This is a genomic window from Streptomyces sp. NPDC005784 (assembly GCF_042871525.1).
Lineage (GTDB): Bacteria > Actinomycetota > Actinomycetes > Streptomycetales > Streptomycetaceae > Streptomyces.
The window spans coordinates 12,785-31,707 of the sequence record NZ_JBIAIQ010000062.1; the positions used below are offsets into that span (position 1 = coordinate 12,785).

Consider the following 18,923-nt stretch of genomic DNA (forward strand, 5'->3'; position numbering starts at 1 on the left):
TCACCGCTACCGCGTCGACGATTTCTTCAACTGACGTCCCGGCCGCCGTGCCCCAACTCGCCTGGCGCTGCTCACAGGCGTCACGTGGCACCTGGTCACCGACACTGCCAGATGAACCGGAACCTATAGGTGCGTCAGGTTCATCGTCGGGGGATCTCAGCTGTTGGTATCGGCTGCCGTAAGTGAGGCAAGGGCGGCATCGAGGCGACGGGCGGCCTCCTCGGCGACGGGGCGCAGGGCCTCGAGTTCGCTGAGGGCGACCATGGTGTTCGGGTCGAGGGCCTGGACGGCCGTACGGCCGCCGTCCCTGCGAACGACCATGTTGCACGGGAGCAGAAGGCCGATCGAGCGGTCGGTCTCCAGGGCGCGGTGCGCGAGGGGTGGGTTGCAGGCGCCGAGGATGACGTAGTCCTCCATGTCGTGGTCGAGCTTCGCCTTGAGGGTCGCGGTGACGTCGATCTCGGTGAGGATTCCGAACCCCTGCTCCGCGAGGGCGTCGCGGGTGCGGGCGACGGTGGTGGCGAAGTCGGTGTCGAGGTGCACTGTGCGGTCATAGCGCATGGCGTCGGTCCTTCTCTTCGGCTCGCAGGGTGCGGGACGAACAGCCCTTCATCAGCGAGGTGCTGGTGAGGTGCTTTCAGATCTTTCCCACCCTTGTGGATATCTCCTGGGGTACCTGGATCGGCGTCACGGCCATATGTCCAGAGGCACGCTTCAGCGGATCTTCGCGCTGCGGCTGCCGACCGTCGCCGGGTTCATGCTGGCGACGCTGTCCTGTGACGGCCGCAGCGGCATGAGCCCTTACGCCAGCGACAGGAACAGTTTCTCCAGCCGAGCGCGCATGACGTCCGTGTCCTCGCCGTTCTGCCGACCGGAGTCGAGGTCTGCCACACACTGCTGCAGACCGGTAGCGATGATCGCGAATCCCGCCCGGTCCAGTGCGCGGGACGCGGCGGCGAGCTGTGTGACGACATCCTCGCAGTCGCGCCCCTCCTCGATCATCCGGATCACGCCGGAGATCTGCCCCTGCGCGCGGCGCAGCCGGTTCAGTACGGCCTTCAGGTCCGCACCCACGAGTTCCAGTTCCACGATCACTCCTCGAAAAATACCCCTAGGGGTACTGTACGTCCCGTTTCGGGACGGCGTCGACCATCAAGAATCACAAGCGCCAAGGTCGGCTCTGTCGCCTGCCGCCCTTGACGCCGAGCAGGCACGCACCCGCTCCGCGAACTGCGTGTCATGGACATAGGTACTCCCGCCGCGCCCTGCCCGAGTCGCGACAGACTTGCGAACACGCCGCGTTCTCGTCACCGGCAAGCACCGGCGCCTGGGACGCCGCAGTTCGCCGCAGTTCGCCGCTCTGCGTAACGGCTGAGCCCGGCGCTTCAGAACGTCGCGGAGACGGCACGGGCGTCCTGGGTGTCAGTTCGCCGCCGCCGAGTCCGATGCCTGTCGGCGCACGTCCTTCATGTCGACGGCCTGAATCCCGTCGATGAGCTCCTCCAGCGCCTGCGGCGGCAGCGCGCCTGGCTGGGAGTACAGCACGGTTCGCTCGCGGACGGCCATCAGCGTGGGAATGGAAGAGATCCGGAACGCCTCTGCCAGTTCAGGCTGTGCCTCGGTGTCGACCTTGCCGAACACGATGTCCGGGTGGCGCTCGGCCGCCTTCTCGTAGATGGGGCCGAACATCCGGCACGGGCCGCACCATGCCGCCCAGAAGTCGATCAACACGATCTCCGAACCGGTGATGGTCTCCTCGAAGTTGTCCTTGGTCAGTTCAACGGTCGACATGGGACCGGCCTCCTCTCATATACCCGGTGGGGTATCTCTTCAACCGATGACGGTCCGGGTTTGTTCCAGGCAGGACCCCAGAGGATCGGAATGAAATACCTCCGGGCAGCAGGAAGGCGTGGCACGCATTCAAACGTGCCTCGGCGTCCACGCAGGCGGCTCAGTGAGCCAGCAGGGCGCGAATGGCGTTCCAGGACCGTTCAGTGCTCTACCGCGGGTCGTTGCAGATTGCAAGTGCCTGCATGTCGAATCCCCCCGTGCGGCGGCCGTACCGGCCCAGGGGGCTGTCGTGGCCGTGCCAGGATCGGCGCTCCGCGGCAACTGCGGGCAGGTGCAGGGCCTTTCGGCCCGCCGTCGGCCGTCGGTTCTCCGGGCTATCCGACGCTGGGGCGGGCGTGGGTCTCGTACATGCGCACCGCGACGACAAGTCCGGCAGCGGCGGTGAGGGCGGCGACGGCCCAGATGGCGGTGGTGAGGCCGAAGGCATCGGCGAGGACGCCGGCGAGGACGGCGCCCACGGCGAAGCCGCCGTCGCGCCAGAGCCGGTAGACGCCGACCGCACGGGCCCGCCAGGCGGGGTGGGCGACATCGCCGACGACGGCCAGCAGGGTCGGATAGACCATGGCGGTGCCGGCGCCGAGCAGGATCTGGGCGACCGCCCAGACCGCGAACGTGGTGCCCACGGCGACCAGGCCGATCGCGGCAGCCTGCAGCAACATCCCGGCGGTGATGAGGTGCTTGCGGCCGATCCGGTCGGACCACCAGCCGGTGAGGATCTGGCCCAGGCCCCACACGGCGGGGTAGAGGGCGGCGAGGAGGCCGATCTGGGCGATGGACAGGCCGTGGGCGACGTACAGGAGCGGGAAGATGCCCCAGGCGAGGGCATCGTTCAGGTTGTTGACCATGCCCGCCCAGCTGGCGGAGGACAGTGCCTTGTCCTGGAGGCTGGTGAGGCGTGCGATCTGTCCGGTGGTCAGTTCGCCGTGGCGGTCGGGGTTCGCCGGTGCGGGATGGCTGGCTGCCTCGGCACGGGCGTGCTCGCGGGTCTCCTTCACCGCGAGCACGGACAGACCCAGTCCGAGGGCGGCGTAGGCGATGCCGAGGAAGAACGGCTGGGGCCGCAGGCCCCAGTGGGCGGCGATGGCGCCGGTGGCCATGGCAGTGGCGGCCAGCGCCCCATAGCCGGCTGCCTCGTTGAGGCCCATCGCGAGGCCGCGCCGGGCGGGGCCGACCAGGTCGATCTTCATGATGACGGTGGTGGACCAGGTCAGACCCTGGTTGACGCCGAGCAGGACGTTGGCGAAGACGACCCAGCCCCAGGACGGCGCCCAGATCAGCAGCAGCGGTACCGGCAGGGCGATCAGCCAGCCCGCGACCAGGACCGGTTTGCGGCCGTAGCGGTCGGACCACGTTCCGGCGAAGAAGTTGGTGACGGCCTTGGTCGCGCCGAACGCCACGATGTACGTCAGGGCGGCGCTGTACGCGGACAGGTGGAAGGTCTGGTTGGCGAGCAAGGGCAGCACCGTGCGCTCCTGGCCGAGCATGCCGCCGACCAGGGCGTTGACCGCGACGAGCAGGGCGAACTGGGCAAGGTTGGCGCGCAGTCCGAGGCGTATGCCGCCCGGGGCTGCTGGGGTGGTGACGGGAGTGGGCCTGGTCATGCGCCGTCCTCCAGGTTCCGGCCGGTGTCCTTCGCCCAGTCGTCGGCGCCGCCGGCCAGGACGGCGAGGCCGCGGGTGCCGGTGCGGACAAGCAGGCTGGCGGCGGTCATTGCGCGCTCGCCGTGCCCGCACATCACCACCGTGCCGTCGGCGGCAGTGTGGCCGGCGAGTGTGCCGAGCTCGGCGTGGGTCGCGCCGGGGATGTGACCGGTGCGGTATTCGGCGTCCTGGCGGACGTCCAGCACCGGGCGGTCGCCGATCTGTGCGGCCGTGATCAGACTGATCGTCTCAAGGGCGCCGCCGTCGAGACGCCAGGCGTCGATGCCGCCCGCGAGCTGTCCGGCGAGCCGGTCGTAGCCGATCTTCGTGGCCTGCCAGGCGAGCTCGGCCGGGTCCTGGTCGGGGCCGAGGACGAAGACGAGCGGGGCGTCGTCGGGCAGCAGCCAGCCGAGCCAGGTCGCGAATGCCGGACGCAGCGGATTCGAGACGGCCCCGGAGATATGTCCGGCGGCGAACGCGGCGACCGGGCGGACGTCGACCAGGTGCGCGCCGGAGCCGAGCAGGGTGCGGACGGCGGCGGCGCTGAGCGGCTCCAGCCCCGGCGCGGTGGTCAGAACGACCGGTCCGCGTCGGTTGATTTCGGCGAGGCGGTCGAAGTAGGCAGGGTAGGAGCCGAGCAGCCGGTGGACGAAGGCGTCCTCGTCGGGGGCGGCGAGCAGGTCGTTGGCAGCTTTCTGCGCGCCGATGGTGGTGGTCCGCTCGCTTCCGGGCGGGGCGGAGCAGAACGATCCGGCGCCATGAGTGGGCCACACCGCGGTCGCGTCCGGCAGTTCAGTCAGGCGGCGGAGCGAGTGGTACTGGGCGCGGGCCAGCTCCTCGGCCCTGTCCGCCCCAAGAAGGTCGGTGCGGGCGGCCGAGCCGACGATCAGCGACCCGCCGGTGAACACCCCGAGCTCGCGCGTGCCGTCGAGCAGCAGGAACGACAAGTGCTCGTCGGTGTGGCCGGGAGTGGCCAGCGCCCGCAGTGTCAGACCGCCGAGGTCGACCGCATCGCCGTCGCCGAGCGGGGCGTGCGGGAAGGTGCGGTGGCCGGCGGCGGAGGCGAGCACGGTGGCGCCATCATCTGCGGCCAGTTGCAGAGCGCCGGTGAGGAAGTCGGCGTGCAGGTGGGTGTCGGCGGCGAACGCTACCGTCAGGCGCCGCCGGTCCGCCGCCTCGCGCAAGGCCCGGAGGTCCCGGGAGGCGTCCACGGCCAGGGCGCGGCCGTCGCCGAGGTCGACGAGGTGGGCGCTGTTGCCCAGCCCGTCGTCGACCAGGGGTATCAGCTGCTCGTCGGTGAAACCCACGGCGTCCTCCAGGCGGACAGGAATTGGGGTGGCCGTCCCACCCCGTTACTCGTACAATATTCCATGGATTCATGGAGGATGTCATGGGAGATCCCACCCGCAAGGCAGAGTTGTTCGACGCCCTGGCCCAGACCGGCAAGGCGCTGTCCAACGGCAAGCGCCTGGAACTGCTCGACCTGCTCGCTCAGGGCGAGCGCAGCGTTGATGCCCTGGCCAAGGCGGCCGGGCTCGGCCTGACCACGGCCTCCGCCCACCTGCAGACGCTGAAGCAGGCCGGACTGGTCGCGACCCGCCGCAACGGGGTGCGCATCCACTACCGCCTGGCCGGGCAGGACGTCGCCGCCCTGTACGCGCTGCTGCAGCAGGTCGCCCGTACCCACCGGGCCGCCACCGAGCAGGCACGCACCGCCTACCTCGGCCCCGAGGACACCGAGCAACTGACCCGCGAGCAGTTGCTGGAGCGCGTCAGGGCCGGCACCGCCACTCTCATTGATGTCCGTCCCTCCGAGGAGTACGACGCCGGCCACATCCCCGGTGCCCTTTCCGTTCCGCTGGACCAGCTGGAAGCCCGGCTCGCCGAGCTGCCCGACGGCGTCGAGGTCGTCGCCTACTGCCGCGGCACCAACTGCGTGCTCTCCCATGACGCCGTCCGCCTGCTCACCCGCCGGGGCCACCGCGCCCTCCGGCTCGCCGACGGGATGCTCGAATGGCGCCTGGCCGCCCTGCCCGTCGAGGCCGGCGCCGCATGAGCGAGACCAGTAAGCCCCAGCAGCTGGGCGACGAACACGACTGCCGACGCCGACAGCCTTGACCGGGGTCGTCCAACCGGAACGCGCCGAGCATCCGCGCGTGCCCCCCACTGCTCCGTTCGGCCCGGCCGGGTCGCGTCACGCCGCTTGGCAGGGGCGAGCCCCGAGTCCGGGCGTCCAGACGGAAGAACTGCTCCAGCTCGCCCTGTTTGGGCCCGGCGCCGAACCGACCGAAGCGGGAAGCCTGGCCATCGGGCAGGAAAAACCGGCATGAGCCGGAGCGGCGCTGGGCAGGCCGAGTCACCGAACCGGCATCAAGATCGTCTACCGCCGCAATCCGCTCCGGTCCTCCCCGGGGGCCAGGCAGACGGGTGGCAGCGGGAACCAGCGCATGCGCTCGAAGTCGGCCGACAGTCCGGTGGGGCCGTCGTCCAGGTGGTCGGAGCGAGAGGCGAGCACCTCGCGGGCGCGGCCCAGTTGACCGGGCAGTGTCTCCTCGCCCATCCGGTAGTGGCGGACGGCACGGGGGCTGATGCCTCCCTCTGCGCTGAAGCGCAGGTCGGTCAGCCGGAGCGGGGGATCGGCGGTACCGGTGTGGTGGTGCCACTGTCCGTTGTGCGGGTCGAAGCGGTAGTCGGGCAGGAGCCGATGACCGTGGGTGGCGATCAGGTCGACCGCGTCGATGAGGTAGTCGCGGACGGTGTCGCTGATGAAGTAGTTGAAGTTGAGGCGGGTCCAGCCGGGTTTGATGCCGTCGCAGCCGTGGACGACCTCGTCGAGCAGGGCGTCGGAGGTGGCCGCGTCGATGGCGAGCAGACGGTGGCCGTACGGGCCGGCGCAGGAGCAGCCGCCGCGGGCCTGGATGCCGAACAGGTCGTTGAGCAGGGCAACGACGTAGTTGTGGTGAAGGTAGGAGCGATCACCGTGGCGGATGCGAAAGGAGATGATGGACAGACGCCGGGCGTGGTGGTTGCCGAGGATCTCGATGCGCGGATGGGCGTCCCAGCGCGCCAGCGCCTGCCGCCAGTGACGCTCCTCGGCGGCCTGGATCGTGTCGGTGCCGACGGCTCGTTTGAGGGCGAAGACCAGTCCGGCGCGAATGGATTCGACGATCGCCGGGGTGCCGCCCTCCTCGCGGGCGACGGGGTCGTCGAGGTAGCGGTGGCCGAGAGGTCCGACGAAGGCGACGGTGCCGCCGCCCGGCGCGGTGGGTACCGGGTTGCGGACCAGCTCACGCCGTACGACGAGGATGCCCGGGGTCTGGGGGCCGCCGACGAACTTGTGCGGCGACAGGAAGACCGCGTCCTTGTGGTCACCGGCGCCGGACGCGCTGTCCGCGACCCGGATCGGGACGTACGGGGCGGCGGCGGCGTAGTCCCAGAAGGAGAGGGCGCCGTGCGCGTGCAGCAGACGCGCGATGCGGTCGGCGTCGGTGAGGATGCCGGTGACGTTGGAGGCGGCGGAGAAGCTGCCGATACGCAGCGGCCGGTCGGCACACCGGACCAGGTGCGCCTCCAGCTCACCGAGATCGACGTGACCGTCCGCGTCCTCGTCGATGACCACGACGTCGGCGACCGACTCCCGCCAGGGCAGTTCGTTCGAGTGATGCTCGTAGGGGCCGACGAACACGACCGGCCGCAGGGCCTGTAGGAGCGGGGCGGGCCGACGCAGTCCCAGGATGCCGACCAGCTTGTTGACCGCCGCGGTGGCTCCCGAGCCGCAGAAGATCACGAGGTCGTCGTCAGTGCCGCCGACCGCGTCATGGACGATGCGCCGGGCGTCCTCGCGCAGTCGGGTCGTCTGCAGCCCAGTGCTCGAACTCTCCGTGTGTGTGTGTTGCCGTAGAGGGGTAGCACCTGCTCGCGCACGAAATCTTCGATGAAGTCGAGAGAGCGGCCGGAGGCCGTGTAGTCGGCGTAGACGAGGCGACGCGGCCCGTAGGGGCCCTCCAGTACTTCGTCATCGCCGATCAGGCCGCGGCGGATGCGGTCCACGAGCGGTGCCACAGGTGCGGCGATCGGCGTGCTCATGACGCGAGCTCGATGTCGATCTCGGGTGGCTGGTGCAGGGTGTTGTGGACCGTGCAGCGCGAGGCGACGGCGAGCAGGGCCGCGCGGCGCTGCTCGGTCAGCCCGGGCGGCGGGATGATCGTGACGTGCAAGGAGGCCACCCGGGCAGGGCGGTCGGTGGCCATCGTGAATTCCGTACGGACGCGCAGTCCGGCCTGGTCCAGGCTGTGGCGGTGGAGGAAACGGCCCGCGTAGAACGCGACGCAGGTGGCCAGGGATGCGGCGAACAACTCGGTGGGAGTGGGCGCGATGTCCGAGCCGCCGGCCTCGAGAGGCTGGTCGACCTGGAAGTGATGGCCGCGAATGTCCACAGTGTAGATGTCGCGGTCGACGTGAGTGACCTCGAAGCGGTGCGCCTCCGCCTGCGGCGGTTGGTTCTGGGTGATGGCCTGGGGTGCGGTGCCGGTCATGGCCGGGCCCTTTCTCTTCGGCGTCGACTGCTGCCAGTTCCAGTCGACCGCGAACCGCACCACTGATCGAGAGGCCGACGGGGTGAGACGGGGCCCGTTCGGCCCTCGCACCGACCACCCAGAAGGTATACCCTGGTGGGTATTTTTTCTGGACATACGTGGCAGGCGTGCAGCGTGCGGGGCCGGAGAGGCGGAGCGAAGATATACCCGGGTGGGTACCGGCGTGGGACCAGTGGCCCATGCCCGGGCCTCATCTCCCCTACGACAGTGGGGACATGGGCACACACATCGTGATACTCGGAGGCGGCACCGCGGGCACCCTGGCCGCCAACCGGCTGCGCCGCATGTACGCCGAGCGCGCATGCCGGATCACCGTCGTGGACCAGGACGACGACCACGTCTACCAGCCCGGCCTGCTGTTCGTCCCGTTCGGCATGGCTGAGCCGCACCACCTCGTCCGGTCCCGCCCGCGCCAGCTGAACACCGCCGTCGACTACAAGCGGGCGAAGATCGAGCGGGTCGACCTGGACGCGCGGACGGTGTACCTCGGGGGCGGCATACGGCTGACCTACGACGTCCTCGTGGTCGCCACGGGAGCCGCACTCCTCCCGGAGGAGACCGAGGGGCTGACCGGCCCCGGCTGGGGCGAGAAGGTCTTCACCTTCTACGACCTGCCCGGAGCCGTCGCACTGCACCACGCCCTTGAGCGCTTCGAGCGCGGGCGCGTCGTGGTGAACGTGGCCGATCTGCCGGTCAAATGCCCTGTGGCGCCACTGGAGTTCGCCTTCCTGGCCGACTGGTACTTGCGGCGGCGCGGCATCCGTGACCGGGTCGAGCTGACCTACGTGACCCCGCTGGACGGCGCCTTCACCAAGCCGGTCGCGGCGAAGGCGCTGGGCGGGCTGCTGGAGCAGAAGGGCATCGAGCTGGTCACCGAGTTCACGCTGGGAGAGGTCGATGGCCAAGGCGGCCGGCTGGTCTCGTACGACGGGCGCGAAGTGCCGTTCGACCTGGCAGTGGTCGTGCCGCTGCACGGCGGCGCATCGTACGTCGGCCGCTCCCCGGGCCTCGGCGACGAACTGGGCTTCATCCCCGTGGACCAGCACACCCTCCAACACCCCAAGCGTCCGGAGGTGTTCGCGATCGGCGACGCGGCCGGACTGCCGGCGTCCAAGGCCGGCTCGGTGGCGCACTTCGCCGGGGAGACGCTCACCCACAACATCGGCCGCTTCCTGGCCGGACAGCCGCTGGACGCCACCTTCGACGGACACACCAACTGTTTCGTCGAGACCGGCTTCCACAAGGCGCTGCTGATCGACTTCAACTACGACACCGAACCGCTGCCGGGTCACTTCCCGGCCGCCGTCGGACTGCCGCTGCTGAAGGAGTCGCACGCCAACCACCTCGGCAAGCTCGCCTTCGAGTGGCTGTACTGGCACAGCCTCCTGCCCGGCCGGGAACTGCCCGGCATCGACGCGGCGATGCCTGATCGCGGCAAGCACCACGTCCACGTCTGAACGTCTGAATGAAGGAGAACGCAGCCATGCCCACCGCCACCTACGGCGAGACAGCCGTCCCCGTCGACGACGAGGGCTTCTTCACCGACCCCGCGCAGTGGACCGAACCCATGGCCGAGCAGGTCGCCCGCGAGGCAGGCATCGAAACGCTGACCGACCGGCACTGGACGGTCATCCGCTTCATGCGTGCCCAATACGCGGAAAAGGGCACCGGCCCCACCGTTCGCGTCCTCGGCAAGACCTCCGGCGTGAGCGTCAAGGAGCTCTACCAGCTCTTCCCCACGGGCCCGGCGAAGACCGCCGCGAAGATCGCCGGCATCCCCAAGCCGCGCGGCTGCATCTGACATCCCAGCCATCGTCCCTGCCATCGAGGAGCGTGCCGTCATGGCCGTAACCGCCACGATCGAGAAGGTCTCGATCATCGTCTCCAAGGGATCCCTGGAAGGGATCTACCCGGCCCTGATCATGGCCAACGGCGCCCGCGCCGAAGGCATCGATGCCGACCTGTTCTTCACCTTCTTCGGCCTCGACGCCATCACGAAGAAGCGCTGGGAGCACATCAAGCTGGCCACCGTCGGCAACCCCGGCCTGCACCTGCCCACCCTGCTGGGCGGCATGCCGGGGGTGCCCGACCTGATCACCCGGTACATGGAACGCAAGATGGACAAGCTCGATATCCCGCCGATCCCCGAGTTCATCGAGATGATCTCGGACACCGGCGCGGGCATCTACGCCTGCAAGGCGTCGGTGGACCTCTTCGAACTCGACAAGGACGACCTCGTCGAGCAGGTCCAGGGCGTCATCACGGTCGGCGAGTTCTACGAGCGCGCGGCCGGCGGCCAGATCATCTACACCTGAGATGACTTGTACCCTCCCCGGCCTGCCGGACGGAGTACGGCGCGTACTGGCGGTGGTCGCCCACCCCGACGACGAGTCGTTCGGACCGGGCGACCTCCTGGCCCTGCTGTCCGACGGCGTCGCCCTGCCCGCTGTTGTCAGTTCTTCTTGAAGACCGTGACCGCCAGGCTCGTGCAGGCGTTGTCGCTCGCGGCGACGGCGCCGGTGGTGTCGAGCACCTTCGTCCAGGTTCCCGGCGGCAGCGCCACGTTGTAGGTGCTGCCGGTGGGGTTGTCGACGACGGTGTCGTAGGTCGTGGGCGCGGCGGGGTTCGAGCTGAAGCGGCCGATCACCACCGGGTCGTCGACGGTCTGGGGGACCGGCCCGGGGCGGGGGAGGCGCCGGGCTGGCCGGTCAGAGGTAGCCGGTGAGCATGCCGTGCCAGTACACCGGCGGCAGGCCGTACCGCTTGAACACCCACATCGTGCGCCGCTCCTTGAAGGGGTCGATCAGCGGGAACGTGGGGGTGGGGTTCAGGTCGTAGTCGAACTCTGCGAGCAGCATCCGGTCGCGAGCGGTCACCAGCGGACAGGACGTGTAGCCGTCATACCGGTGCGACGGGGCCCGGCCGTTCATCACGTCGAGCAGGTTGCCTGCCACGACGGGTGCCTGCTTGCGCACGGCCGCGCCGGTCTTCGAGGTGGGCAGGTTCGCCACGTCTCCAAGAGCGAAGACGTTCTCGTAGGAGGGGTGCTGGAGCGTGTGCTTGTCCGCGGTGACGAACCCCTGGGGGCTTGCCGGGTCGGCCAGCGGGCCCCTCTTGATCCAGTCGGGTGCTCTCTGCGGTGGTACGGCGTGCAGCAGGTCGTAGCCGATGGTCTCCTTCGTGCCGTTCGCGTGGTCCGTGATGGTGACCTGGCGACTGTCGTCGTCGACGGCGGTCATCTCCGAGCGCAGCCGCACCTCGATGCCGTACCGGGTGGCCACCTTCTCCAGAACCTGCGACCAGGCGGGCACCTTGAACATCGTCGGGTCCGGGATGACGAGGATGATGCGGATGTGGTCAAGCACTTTCTGCTTGCGCCAGTAGTCCGCGGCCAGGTAGGCGATCTTCGGCGGGGCGCCGCCGCACTTCAGCGGGCTCGCCGGGTGCGTGAAGACCGCTGTACCGGAGCGCATCCGCTTGATCAGCTCCCAGGTGCGCGGGGCGTACTCGGGTGCGTAGTTGCTGCTCACCCTGTCGTGGCCAACGGCTTCGGCGAGGCCGGGCACTCCGTTCCAGTCGAGCTGGAGCCCGGTTGCCAGCACCAGGTACTCGTAGGTGAGTTCGGCGCCGCCGGACAGGGTCACGGTACGGGCGGCGGGGTCGACGGCCAGGGCGCGCCGACGGATCCAGCGCACACCGTCGGGGATGACGGATCCTTCGGGGCGGCGGGTGCCGCTCAGGGGGGCTTGACCGCCGCCGACGAGGGTCCACAGCGGCTGGTACCAGTGGGTATCGGACGGTTCGATCAGGGTGATGTCGGTGACGCCGGCTCGGCGCAGACGGGCGGCGACGCTGATGCCTGCGCTGCCGCCGCCGATGACGGCGACGCGGTGACGGCCGGAGATCGGCTCGCCGACGGGTGAGGGGGTGGCGGTCAAGGCGGAGCTCCTTCTCTTCTGGAGAGGGGTGTCGGGTGGCGGTGTGAAATCAGGCCGCGTGCTCGACGGGTCCTGTCGTGACCGGGCGCCCGCCAAGTACCCAGGCGGAGGTCCCGTCGGCCACGGAGTGGGCGTCGATGCCGCGGGAGTTCATCCAGTCGGCGGCGGTCCTGCTGCGGTTGCCGCTCGCGCAGATCGCGTACACCGGTCGACCGGCAGTCGGTCCACCGCACCGGGCGGGCGCGGTGCGCAGCGGCATCTGTCGGCGCCCGATGCGTGTCCGGACGCGTACTGGTCTGCCTCCCCTGCGCTGGCCACTGACCGCCATCGCCCGGGGGCCGCAGCGAACGTCTCCTGCGTCACTTCCTGAGTCATTTCGTCGCCTCCTCAAATACCCCTGGGGGTTTCCTGCTGTCGAGCGTACGGCGGCTTCGAGAGAGGTCAAATACCCCTAGGGGTATTTGCCTGGGAGGTAACATCCGGCGCTGCGCGCGCCGCAGGGCCCGGAGTGCTGCGCGCCGACCTCAGCATCGAGAACGTACGGGCCGGGCTGCTACCCCTGGACAAGGCGGGTGCGGTCAGAGAGCTGGAGAGCGCGGGTGCAGGGTGCTGGTGTCGTGGACGGTGTCAATGACGCACCGGCACTGGTCGTCGCGCACACCGGCCTCGCCATGGGTCAAGGTCGCCGCTATCGACCACGCCGCCCAACCGCCACGCTGAAGGCCGAGCTGGGTTCCGCCGCCCGGTACAGGAGGTAAATTGCCTCGATGCGGGCGAGCGGGCCAACGTCATCGTCGTACAGCCCTCCCCGGACGGGCCGCAGGCGGGCGGCCGGTCTGCTGACTCGAACTGGAACGACTCGGACGCGAATCTGGGTCAGCGAGGACTGGCAGCATCAGGGACTCGGCCGCGAAGCCCCGCGCTCCCCGCCCGCCCTCCCCCCGGCCCACCGATGCACCACGACAGCGCAGTCCCGGCAAGGGTGGTTCTTCTCCTCACTGTGATGGCCCGCGAGACACGGGCAGGCTTTCCTGTCGCGGGCCCGCTGTGTCCGCATCTGCGCGGGCTGTTCGGTCGGCTCACACACCGTGTGCTCCCCTCGCTTATGCCCACGTGAGGCTGTGCCGGCGGGCCGGCGCCTTCTTACGGGGGACAACGGGTATGCCAGCGAGCCGGGTCGTTCACCCACCCAGACGACAGACCGAGCGCGGCGCGTGATCCTGTCCGCGCGGGGAGGGCTCCATGCTGGTCCGATGCGGATGAGCCCGGGAGGTTCCATGGAATGGCTGGTCACGCTGGTCGGTGCGGCCGTGGTGTTGATCATCCTGCGGGATGTGTTCCACACCTTGTGGCATCCCACCCGGCACGGGGGGCTGAGCAGGGTCGTCATGTCGCTGTTGTGGCGGCTGTCGACCCGGGGCCGCAGGAGCAGCAGGACCGCCGGGCTGGCCGGGCCTGTCGGCATGGTGACGGTGCTGGCCACGTGGGCCGGCGCTGTGGCCGTGGGCTGGGCCCTGGTGTACTGGCCGCACATGCCGCAAGCGTTCTCCTTCTCCGGCACGTTGAAGCCGTCCGAGCACTCGGGACCGGTGGACGCCCTGTACCTCTCACTGGTGACTGTCGCCACGCTCGGCCTCGGCGACATCGCACCCTCCGCCGACTGGCTGCGCATCGTCGCACCGCTGGAGGCGCTGGTCGGCTTCACGTTGTTGACCGCCACTGTCTCCTGGATTCTCGGCATCTATCCGGCTCTGGCCCGGAGAAGGGCGCTGGCACTGCGCATCTCCCAGTTGCGCCGCGCCGATCCGGCGGAAGGGCAACCTGCCTCCGGCGTGGGGGCCGCCGCTTTTGGTCAACTTGCTGCCGATATCGCACGTACCTGCGTGGACTTCCTCCAGTATCCCGAGTCCTACTACTTTCACGACGGACCCGGCGACATCTCGCTGGCCCTCACCCTCGGTTACGCCGCCGACCTCGCCGAGCTGACAAAGCGAGCAGAGTGCCCGGACGCCCGGAGCGCCGCGGCCGTGCTTGCCATCGCCCTCGACGACCTCGCCGCTGTGCTCGACGACCGCTTCCTGCGCACCGGAGGCCCGCGGCAGCGCGTCCTGGCCGCTTACGCCCGCGACCACGGCAACCCCTGAACGGCCGGCCTTGCTCCGAGGTCAGAACGGTCCGTGGAGGCTGCCCAATCTGTCGGTCAGGCACAGGTTCTCGGTGTAGCCGACGGGGCAGGCGATCACGGAAACCGCGTCGCCGTCGAGGGCGCGGCGCAGCACGGGCAGCAGCCGGCGAAGACGAAGTTCCAGTACCGCGCATTGCTCGTCGGCGGCCCAAGCAGCGTGCTCGCCTCCGAACAGCTTCTCGTAGGCACTGTTGTGCAACGCGCTCTGCTGGGGCAGCCGATGTACCTCACCGAGTCCTCGGGCCAGATCCTCGAAGAAGTTCCACGCCTCCAGCACCGTGCCCGACAACGGGGTCGCCGGACAGCGCCCTCTGGCCGACGGATAGGGTCACGGCGTGATCACGGCCCGCCCTGCGTTCTGCGCCAGCCGGACCCGCCGCCCGGCGGGCCCGCTACGGCTGCTGTGACTGACCGCGCTCTGATCTCCTTCTTCTTCCTCGGCTCCGTATACCTCCAGCACGTCCGCGGCTTCAGTCCGCTCAAGACGGGCCTGGTCTTCCTGCCCACGGCCGTCGCCACCGCCCTCGGCTCCCGCCTCGTCGGACAACTCGGCAGTCGCCCGACGGCAGTCTCGGGCATGGTGATCGCAGCCCTCGGCTGCGCACCGCCGACTCGGCTCTCAGAGACCGGCAACGTGTACGCCGCCCTGCTGCCCGGCTTCGCCATCGCCTCCCTCGGCCTCGGCGCGGCCTTCGTCACCGCCGCCACGACCGCGCTCGCCATGGTCGACCACCAGGAAGCAGGGCTCGCGTCCGGAGTCGTCAACACCTTCCACGAGGTGGGCGGTTCGATCGGTGTGGCGGTCGTCTCCGCCGTCGCCGCCGTGGGCATCGAACGGGGCGCGACCGACGGCTTCACCGACGCTTTCACCGTCTGCGCGGTGGTCGCCGCAGTGAGTGCCTTCATCTGTCTGAACCTCGTACTCCGCGGCAAACCGCAGTCCACCGGCGGCCCCCACGTGCACTGAACCCCTGAGCGACGGCGGCCGGGCGTTGTCCCGCCCGGTACGCGGAGCCGCCAGCTTGGCCGGAAGGATCTACAGGCTCCGCAGCTGTTCCCTCTCGGGCAGGTCCTCGCCGCACACCGCATCCAGGTGAGCTAACAGAAGGGCCTGTTGAGGCCATGTCTGCTTGGGCTGCGGCTCATTGGGCTCTTGCCCGCCCGCGTGCCGCCGACCCCGAAGTCACAGCCCTGACCTGCACCCGTCCAGTGCGCTTGGCGCACACCGGACGGGCAAGGCTGGAAACGACGGTCTCGCCCTGCTGCCTCCGACAGCTTGAGGGGCTAGCCCGGAACAGGGTAGGTGCGTGCAGGGGATCAGGCTTGGTAGGCGAGCAGCGCCATCATGCCTGCCTCGCCGTGGTAGGCGTTGTGGCAGTGCAGCATCCATTGCCCCGGGTTGTCGGCGTCGAAGAACACCGACACCGTCTCCTTCGGCAGCACGATTGCGGTGTCCTTGCGCGGTCCGCTGCCGCCGAGCTGGTAGGTGTGGCCGTGCAGGTGCATCGGGTGCCACATGGTGGTGGTGTTGACGAAGTCGAGCCGGACGCGCTGGCCCTGTTCCACGGTGATCGGGTTCGCGGTCGGGTTGTTCATGTCGAACCGCTTGCCGTTGATGGCCCAGTTGTAGGTCATCATGCCGCCGGTCAACTCGATGCGGTGGACGCGGTCGGCCTTCTTCGGCACCAGTCGGACGTCGTCCGCCGCATGCAGCTGCGCGGCGGCCATGAGCATGCCGTCCAGTTCCCTCGGCCGGACGGTCGCCTTGGGAGTGCTGCCGGAGCCGGTGCGGATGACGGCCATTCCGGTGGCGTTCTTTCCCTCCGCCGAGGCCACGAGGGGGAAGACGCCGTCGTCCAGGGTGACCAGGACGTCGTAGCGTTCGCCCATGCCGATCAGCAGGGCGTCGACCTGCTGATGCCGGACAGGGAACCCGTCGGTGTGGGTGATGGTGAGCTTGTGACCGCCGAGCGCGACGCGGTAGGCGGTGTCGCCGCCAGCATTGATCAGGCGCAGCCGCACCCGCTTGCCGGGCTTGATGCGGAAGACGGCCGGGTCGGCCGGAACGCGCCCGTTGACCAGGTGGTAGGGGTAATTCACGTCGCCGGCATCGCCCCCGAGCAGTCGGCTCTGCGCGCCCATCAGCATGAATCCCATGCTTGCGCCGGAGGGAGACGCGGAGGGGGAGCTGCTCGTGCCGTCCATGCCGCCGCTCATATCCATGCCGCCCATGTCCCCCATGTCGTGTCCCTCGTGGCCGGAGGAGCGGGACGGCCTGCTGGAGTCTTCTCCCATGTGCATGCCGCCCATGCCCTGCCTCAGCTCGGCGAAGACATCGTCCGGGGTGCCGGTGACGCCGTCGAGCCAGTCGTCGAGGGCGACCACCCACTCCTCGTCGTACGACAGCGGCTCCCTCGGGTCCTCCACGATCAACGGCGCGTACAGGCCCCGGTCGAGCTGGACACCGACGTGCGGGTGGAAGAAGTAGGTGCCGGGGGCATCCGCGGTGAACCGGTAGGCGAAGTTGCGTCCTGCCCGGACGGCGCGCTGGACGGCCGGCGGAGCGCCATCCATGTCATTGCGCAGGGCGATGCCATGCCAGTGGATGGAGGTGGCGGTCTGGTCCGGCAGCTGATTGGACAGCGTAGCGGCCAGCGTGTCACCGGCCGAGACGCGCAGCTCCTTGCCCGGCGTCTGGCCGTCGAAGGCCCAGGTCCCGGCGGTGATCCCAGCGCCCAGATCGAGCTTGGCCTGTGCCGCGGTCAGGGTCAGTTCGTGGGTGCGGCCGGTCCTGGTGCGCTTTTGGTCCGCGGCGATGACGGCCGACCCGGAGGGGCTGATCAGGGCAGGTGTGCGGCCGGAGCTGCTGCAGGCAGCGAGCGCTCCCGCGCCCGCGACACCGAGCCCGGCCAGCAGGACGGAGCGGCGGTTCATGCTGTTCACAGAGGGAGTCCTTCTTCTCGATATCACTTCTGTTCGGCTCGTGTGCGGCGCGGCTGAGCGCACGCGTGAGCGCGCTCAGCCGTGGGCACGGCCTACAGCAGGAATCGAGAGAGGACGGAAAGGTCGGGTGGTGCCCGGCTCGTGGTTCCCGGGACGTTCCGGCTCGCAGTCGCTCCGGCAGGAAGGGCTGGAGTGCTGCCGACGGACGGCTGGTGGGGAGGTCCGAACTTCAGGCCGTCGACGCCGGCGGCGGAACAGTGCTGCGTCGCTGTGCCGCAGCACGTCCTGTCATCGTCGCGGGCCACGGTCGGGGCTGTGACTACGGACGGCGTGGCGTGCGTGCTCGTGTGGACGGTTATCGCCAGCGCGGCCGAATGGTGCATGCCCGCCGTGGCCTGGGCGGACGGCACGTGCGTGATGACGTCCGCCGTTTCGTGGTGGACGAGTAGCACGAGCGCCGCCAGCAGCGCGATGACGGCAGAACCTGTCCACCGCAGTACGGCGCCGCGAGCGCCGTCTGAGCGGTGGTCGGCTGTCGTCATTGCTTCCGTCCGTACTCGAAGTGAAACGACTGGTCACGATATACCCCGGAGAGGTAAGGGAGCGAGTTGAGCGGCGGAGTCGATGGACACCACCGTGGTGGCTACCGGCCCCATGGTTCGGCGCAAGGTGTCGGTGAGCTCGGCGAACTTCTCCTCGGCCTGGGCAGGGTCGGTGCGGGCGGCGTTGGTAACGCGGCCCGCACGTGGTCATCGAGACTCGCCTCCCTCGCGCGTGCTGCGGGTCGTGGGGGCGGTGTAGCGGTCGGGGTCGGCGTCGAACGTGGTGGCGCAGTGGGCGGAGCAGAAGTGATAGGTGCCGTTTTCGGTTTGCCGGTGCTCGGTGGCGGTCGCCTTGTCCACCTGCATACCGCACACCGGGTCGGCGACCGGGCTGTCGCCGTTGCTCTGGGAGGCGGGGTGGTGGTGCCCGTGGCCCGCCGGAGCGGCGGTGCCGGCAGCTGGGACCCGGTCTGCGGCGGACTCGACACGGGGCTGGATCTGGGCGGACCGGGCCATCGACGGCTTCTATAACTCCCGGCGCATCCAGAACGGCTCGGCTACCTCAGCCCGGTCGAGTTCGAGGAGAAGCACTACGTCGACCAGGTAGCGACCGAACGAACCTGAAACCCCGTCAGCCCGCCCTGACCAGCTGATCAGCACCTCCCGCACGCCGGGGGAACCGCAGGGGCGCAATGGCCCGCTGGCCCTGGACCATTCGGCCCCAGACCGCCACGCCCAGCAGCGGAACAATGCAGATGAAGGCAAGAAGCCACTGGGTGCCCTCCGCATCCGGCCGCGGAACAAAGCCGAAGCAGGTGAATAGCGATGATGTTCTGGTACGACCACGACGTTAGCGGCTGGGGCTTGTTCGCGATGTCGGCCGGAATGATCCTCTTCTGGACGCTGATCATCACAGTCGCCGTGCTGCTCTTCCGCACCCTCAACCGGTCCCAAGAGCACACCCACGCCCCGGCCACGCCCTCCGCCGAGGACATCCTCCGAGAGCGGCTTGCCCGCGGGGAGATCGACGAGGACGACTACCAGCGCCGCCTGAACGCACTGCACGCCGGACCTCTCACCAAACCCTGAAGCCGACTGGCCGTACCGGTTGCGGCCCATGCCCTCGGGCTCTAACCTCGCGCTTTCATGAAGCCTGATGTCCGACGGGTGGTCAGATAAACGAAAAGTGCCTCTGACCAGCAAGAATGAGGATTGTCGAGGTCCTTGTT

At 69.3% G+C, this 18,923-nt stretch carries 23 protein-coding genes; 8 read left to right on the forward strand and 15 right to left on the reverse strand.

All coding sequences use genetic code 11. The features are described from left to right. Positions 1–156 precede the first annotated feature (156 nt). From ACFYR3_RS42835 to ACFYR3_RS42855, 5 genes are all read right to left on the reverse strand, one after another. Positions 157–561, reverse strand: a complete 405-nt coding sequence (locus tag ACFYR3_RS42835; protein WP_389287695.1) for a DUF302 domain-containing protein — start codon at positions 559–561, stop codon at positions 157–159. Positions 562–801: 240 nt separating this feature from the next. Next, positions 802–1,089 carry a metal-sensitive transcriptional regulator gene (locus ACFYR3_RS42840; protein WP_389287697.1) on the reverse strand — a complete coding sequence of 96 codons (288 nt, stop codon included), beginning with the start codon at positions 1,087–1,089 and terminating at the stop codon, positions 802–804. 333 nt (positions 1,090–1,422) lie between these two features. After that, positions 1,423–1,791, reverse strand: coding sequence for a thioredoxin (gene trxA / locus ACFYR3_RS42845; protein WP_389287699.1), 369 nt, complete (start codon positions 1,789–1,791; stop codon positions 1,423–1,425). A 374-nt stretch (positions 1,792–2,165) separates the two neighbouring features. Further along, on the reverse strand, positions 2,166–3,452 hold the full coding sequence (locus ACFYR3_RS42850; protein ID WP_389287701.1) for an MFS transporter: 1,287 nt from the start codon (positions 3,450–3,452) through the stop codon (positions 2,166–2,168). Further along, positions 3,449–4,798 carry a rhodanese-like domain-containing protein gene (locus tag ACFYR3_RS42855; protein ID WP_389287703.1) on the reverse strand — a complete coding sequence of 450 codons (1,350 nt, stop codon included), beginning with the start codon at positions 4,796–4,798 and terminating at the stop codon, positions 3,449–3,451. Before ACFYR3_RS42855 ends, ACFYR3_RS42850 begins: the two co-directional genes overlap by 4 nt. 83 nt (positions 4,799–4,881) lie before the next feature. Between ACFYR3_RS42855 and ACFYR3_RS42860 the strand changes: the two genes are divergently transcribed. Beyond that, on the forward strand, positions 4,882–5,547 hold the full coding sequence (locus tag ACFYR3_RS42860) for an ArsR/SmtB family transcription factor (RefSeq protein ID WP_389287704.1): 666 nt from the start codon (positions 4,882–4,884) through the stop codon (positions 5,545–5,547). Positions 5,548–5,871: 324 nt separating this feature from the next. Here the strand turns inward: ACFYR3_RS42860 and ACFYR3_RS42865 are convergent, their stop codons facing one another. The 3 genes from ACFYR3_RS42865 to ACFYR3_RS42875 are packed head-to-tail and all read right to left on the reverse strand — an operon-like array spanning position 5,872 to position 8,026. Further along, positions 5,872–7,353 carry an aminotransferase class V-fold PLP-dependent enzyme gene (locus ACFYR3_RS42865; RefSeq protein ID WP_389287737.1) on the reverse strand — a complete coding sequence of 494 codons (1,482 nt, stop codon included), beginning with the start codon at positions 7,351–7,353 and terminating at the stop codon, positions 5,872–5,874. Beyond that, positions 7,275–7,577: a hypothetical protein gene (locus ACFYR3_RS42870; RefSeq protein WP_389287706.1), complete on the reverse strand. Its 303-nt coding sequence runs from the start codon at positions 7,575–7,577 to the stop codon at positions 7,275–7,277. The genes ACFYR3_RS42865 and ACFYR3_RS42870 overlap by 79 nt, the downstream gene beginning before the upstream one ends. After that, entirely contained in the window at positions 7,574–8,026 is a 453-nt protein-coding gene (locus ACFYR3_RS42875; RefSeq protein WP_389287708.1) for an OsmC family protein, read from the reverse strand. Before ACFYR3_RS42875 ends, ACFYR3_RS42870 begins: the two co-directional genes overlap by 4 nt. 275 nt (positions 8,027–8,301) lie before the next feature. On the opposite strand from ACFYR3_RS42875, the gene ACFYR3_RS42880 reads away from it, so the two are divergent. From ACFYR3_RS42880 to ACFYR3_RS42895, 4 genes are read left to right on the forward strand one after another with little or no spacing between them, the layout of a single operon-like run. Beyond that, entirely contained in the window at positions 8,302–9,543 is a 1,242-nt protein-coding gene (locus tag ACFYR3_RS42880) for an NAD(P)/FAD-dependent oxidoreductase (RefSeq protein ID WP_389287710.1), read from the forward strand. A gap of 26 nt (positions 9,544–9,569) precedes the next feature. Then, the gene (locus tag ACFYR3_RS42885) at positions 9,570–9,887 is read left to right on the forward strand and encodes a TusE/DsrC/DsvC family sulfur relay protein (protein WP_389287712.1); all 318 of its coding nucleotides are present in this window, start codon (positions 9,570–9,572) and stop codon (positions 9,885–9,887) included. A gap of 40 nt (positions 9,888–9,927) precedes the next feature. Then, complete coding sequence (locus ACFYR3_RS42890) at positions 9,928–10,401, forward strand: DsrE/DsrF/DrsH-like family protein (protein ID WP_389287714.1); 474 nt, start codon at positions 9,928–9,930, stop codon at positions 10,399–10,401. 1 nt (position 10,402) lies between these two features. After that, positions 10,403–10,552, forward strand: a complete 150-nt coding sequence (locus ACFYR3_RS42895; protein WP_389287715.1) for a hypothetical protein — start codon at positions 10,403–10,405, stop codon at positions 10,550–10,552. Here ACFYR3_RS42895 and ACFYR3_RS42900 read toward each other — a convergent pair. The 3 genes from ACFYR3_RS42900 to ACFYR3_RS42910 form a co-directional block, all read right to left on the reverse strand. Beyond that, the gene (locus ACFYR3_RS42900; RefSeq protein WP_389287717.1) at positions 10,539–10,733 is read right to left on the reverse strand and encodes a hypothetical protein; all 195 of its coding nucleotides are present in this window, start codon (positions 10,731–10,733) and stop codon (positions 10,539–10,541) included. The genes ACFYR3_RS42895 and ACFYR3_RS42900 overlap by 14 nt on opposite strands. Before the next feature lie 61 nt (positions 10,734–10,794). Further along, positions 10,795–12,024: an FAD-dependent oxidoreductase gene (locus ACFYR3_RS42905; protein ID WP_389287719.1), complete on the reverse strand. Its 1,230-nt coding sequence runs from the start codon at positions 12,022–12,024 to the stop codon at positions 10,795–10,797. A gap of 49 nt (positions 12,025–12,073) precedes the next feature. Continuing rightward, entirely contained in the window at positions 12,074–12,229 is a 156-nt protein-coding gene (locus ACFYR3_RS42910) for a rhodanese-like domain-containing protein (RefSeq protein WP_389287721.1), read from the reverse strand. A 1,072-nt stretch (positions 12,230–13,301) separates the two neighbouring features. Between ACFYR3_RS42910 and ACFYR3_RS42915 the strand changes: the two genes are divergently transcribed. Then, on the forward strand, positions 13,302–14,168 hold the full coding sequence (locus tag ACFYR3_RS42915) for a potassium channel family protein (RefSeq protein ID WP_389287723.1): 867 nt from the start codon (positions 13,302–13,304) through the stop codon (positions 14,166–14,168). 21 nt (positions 14,169–14,189) lie between these two features. Here the strand turns inward: ACFYR3_RS42915 and ACFYR3_RS42920 are convergent, their stop codons facing one another. Continuing rightward, positions 14,190–14,498: a hypothetical protein gene (locus tag ACFYR3_RS42920; RefSeq protein WP_389287725.1), complete on the reverse strand. Its 309-nt coding sequence runs from the start codon at positions 14,496–14,498 to the stop codon at positions 14,190–14,192. Positions 14,499–14,612: 114 nt separating this feature from the next. On the opposite strand from ACFYR3_RS42920, the gene ACFYR3_RS42925 reads away from it, so the two are divergent. After that, the gene (locus tag ACFYR3_RS42925; protein ID WP_389287727.1) at positions 14,613–15,176 is read left to right on the forward strand and encodes an MFS transporter; all 564 of its coding nucleotides are present in this window, start codon (positions 14,613–14,615) and stop codon (positions 15,174–15,176) included. 350 nt (positions 15,177–15,526) lie between these two features. On the opposite strand, the gene ACFYR3_RS42930 is transcribed toward ACFYR3_RS42925, so the two are convergent. From ACFYR3_RS42930 to ACFYR3_RS42940, 3 genes are all read right to left on the reverse strand, one after another. Then, the gene (locus tag ACFYR3_RS42930) at positions 15,527–17,152 is read right to left on the reverse strand and encodes a multicopper oxidase family protein (protein WP_389287729.1); all 1,626 of its coding nucleotides are present in this window, start codon (positions 17,150–17,152) and stop codon (positions 15,527–15,529) included. Between the two features lie 92 nt (positions 17,153–17,244). After that, a complete protein-coding gene (locus ACFYR3_RS42935; RefSeq protein WP_389287731.1) occupies positions 17,245–17,694 on the reverse strand; it encodes a hypothetical protein in 450 nt (149 codons plus the stop codon). Positions 17,695–17,901: 207 nt separating this feature from the next. Beyond that, the gene (locus ACFYR3_RS42940; protein WP_389287733.1) at positions 17,902–18,210 is read right to left on the reverse strand and encodes a YHS domain-containing protein; all 309 of its coding nucleotides are present in this window, start codon (positions 18,208–18,210) and stop codon (positions 17,902–17,904) included. A 309-nt stretch (positions 18,211–18,519) separates the two neighbouring features. On the opposite strand from ACFYR3_RS42940, the gene ACFYR3_RS42945 reads away from it, so the two are divergent. Next, a complete protein-coding gene (locus tag ACFYR3_RS42945) occupies positions 18,520–18,783 on the forward strand; it encodes an SHOCT domain-containing protein (RefSeq protein ID WP_389287734.1) in 264 nt (87 codons plus the stop codon). Positions 18,784–18,923: the final 140 nt, after the last annotated feature.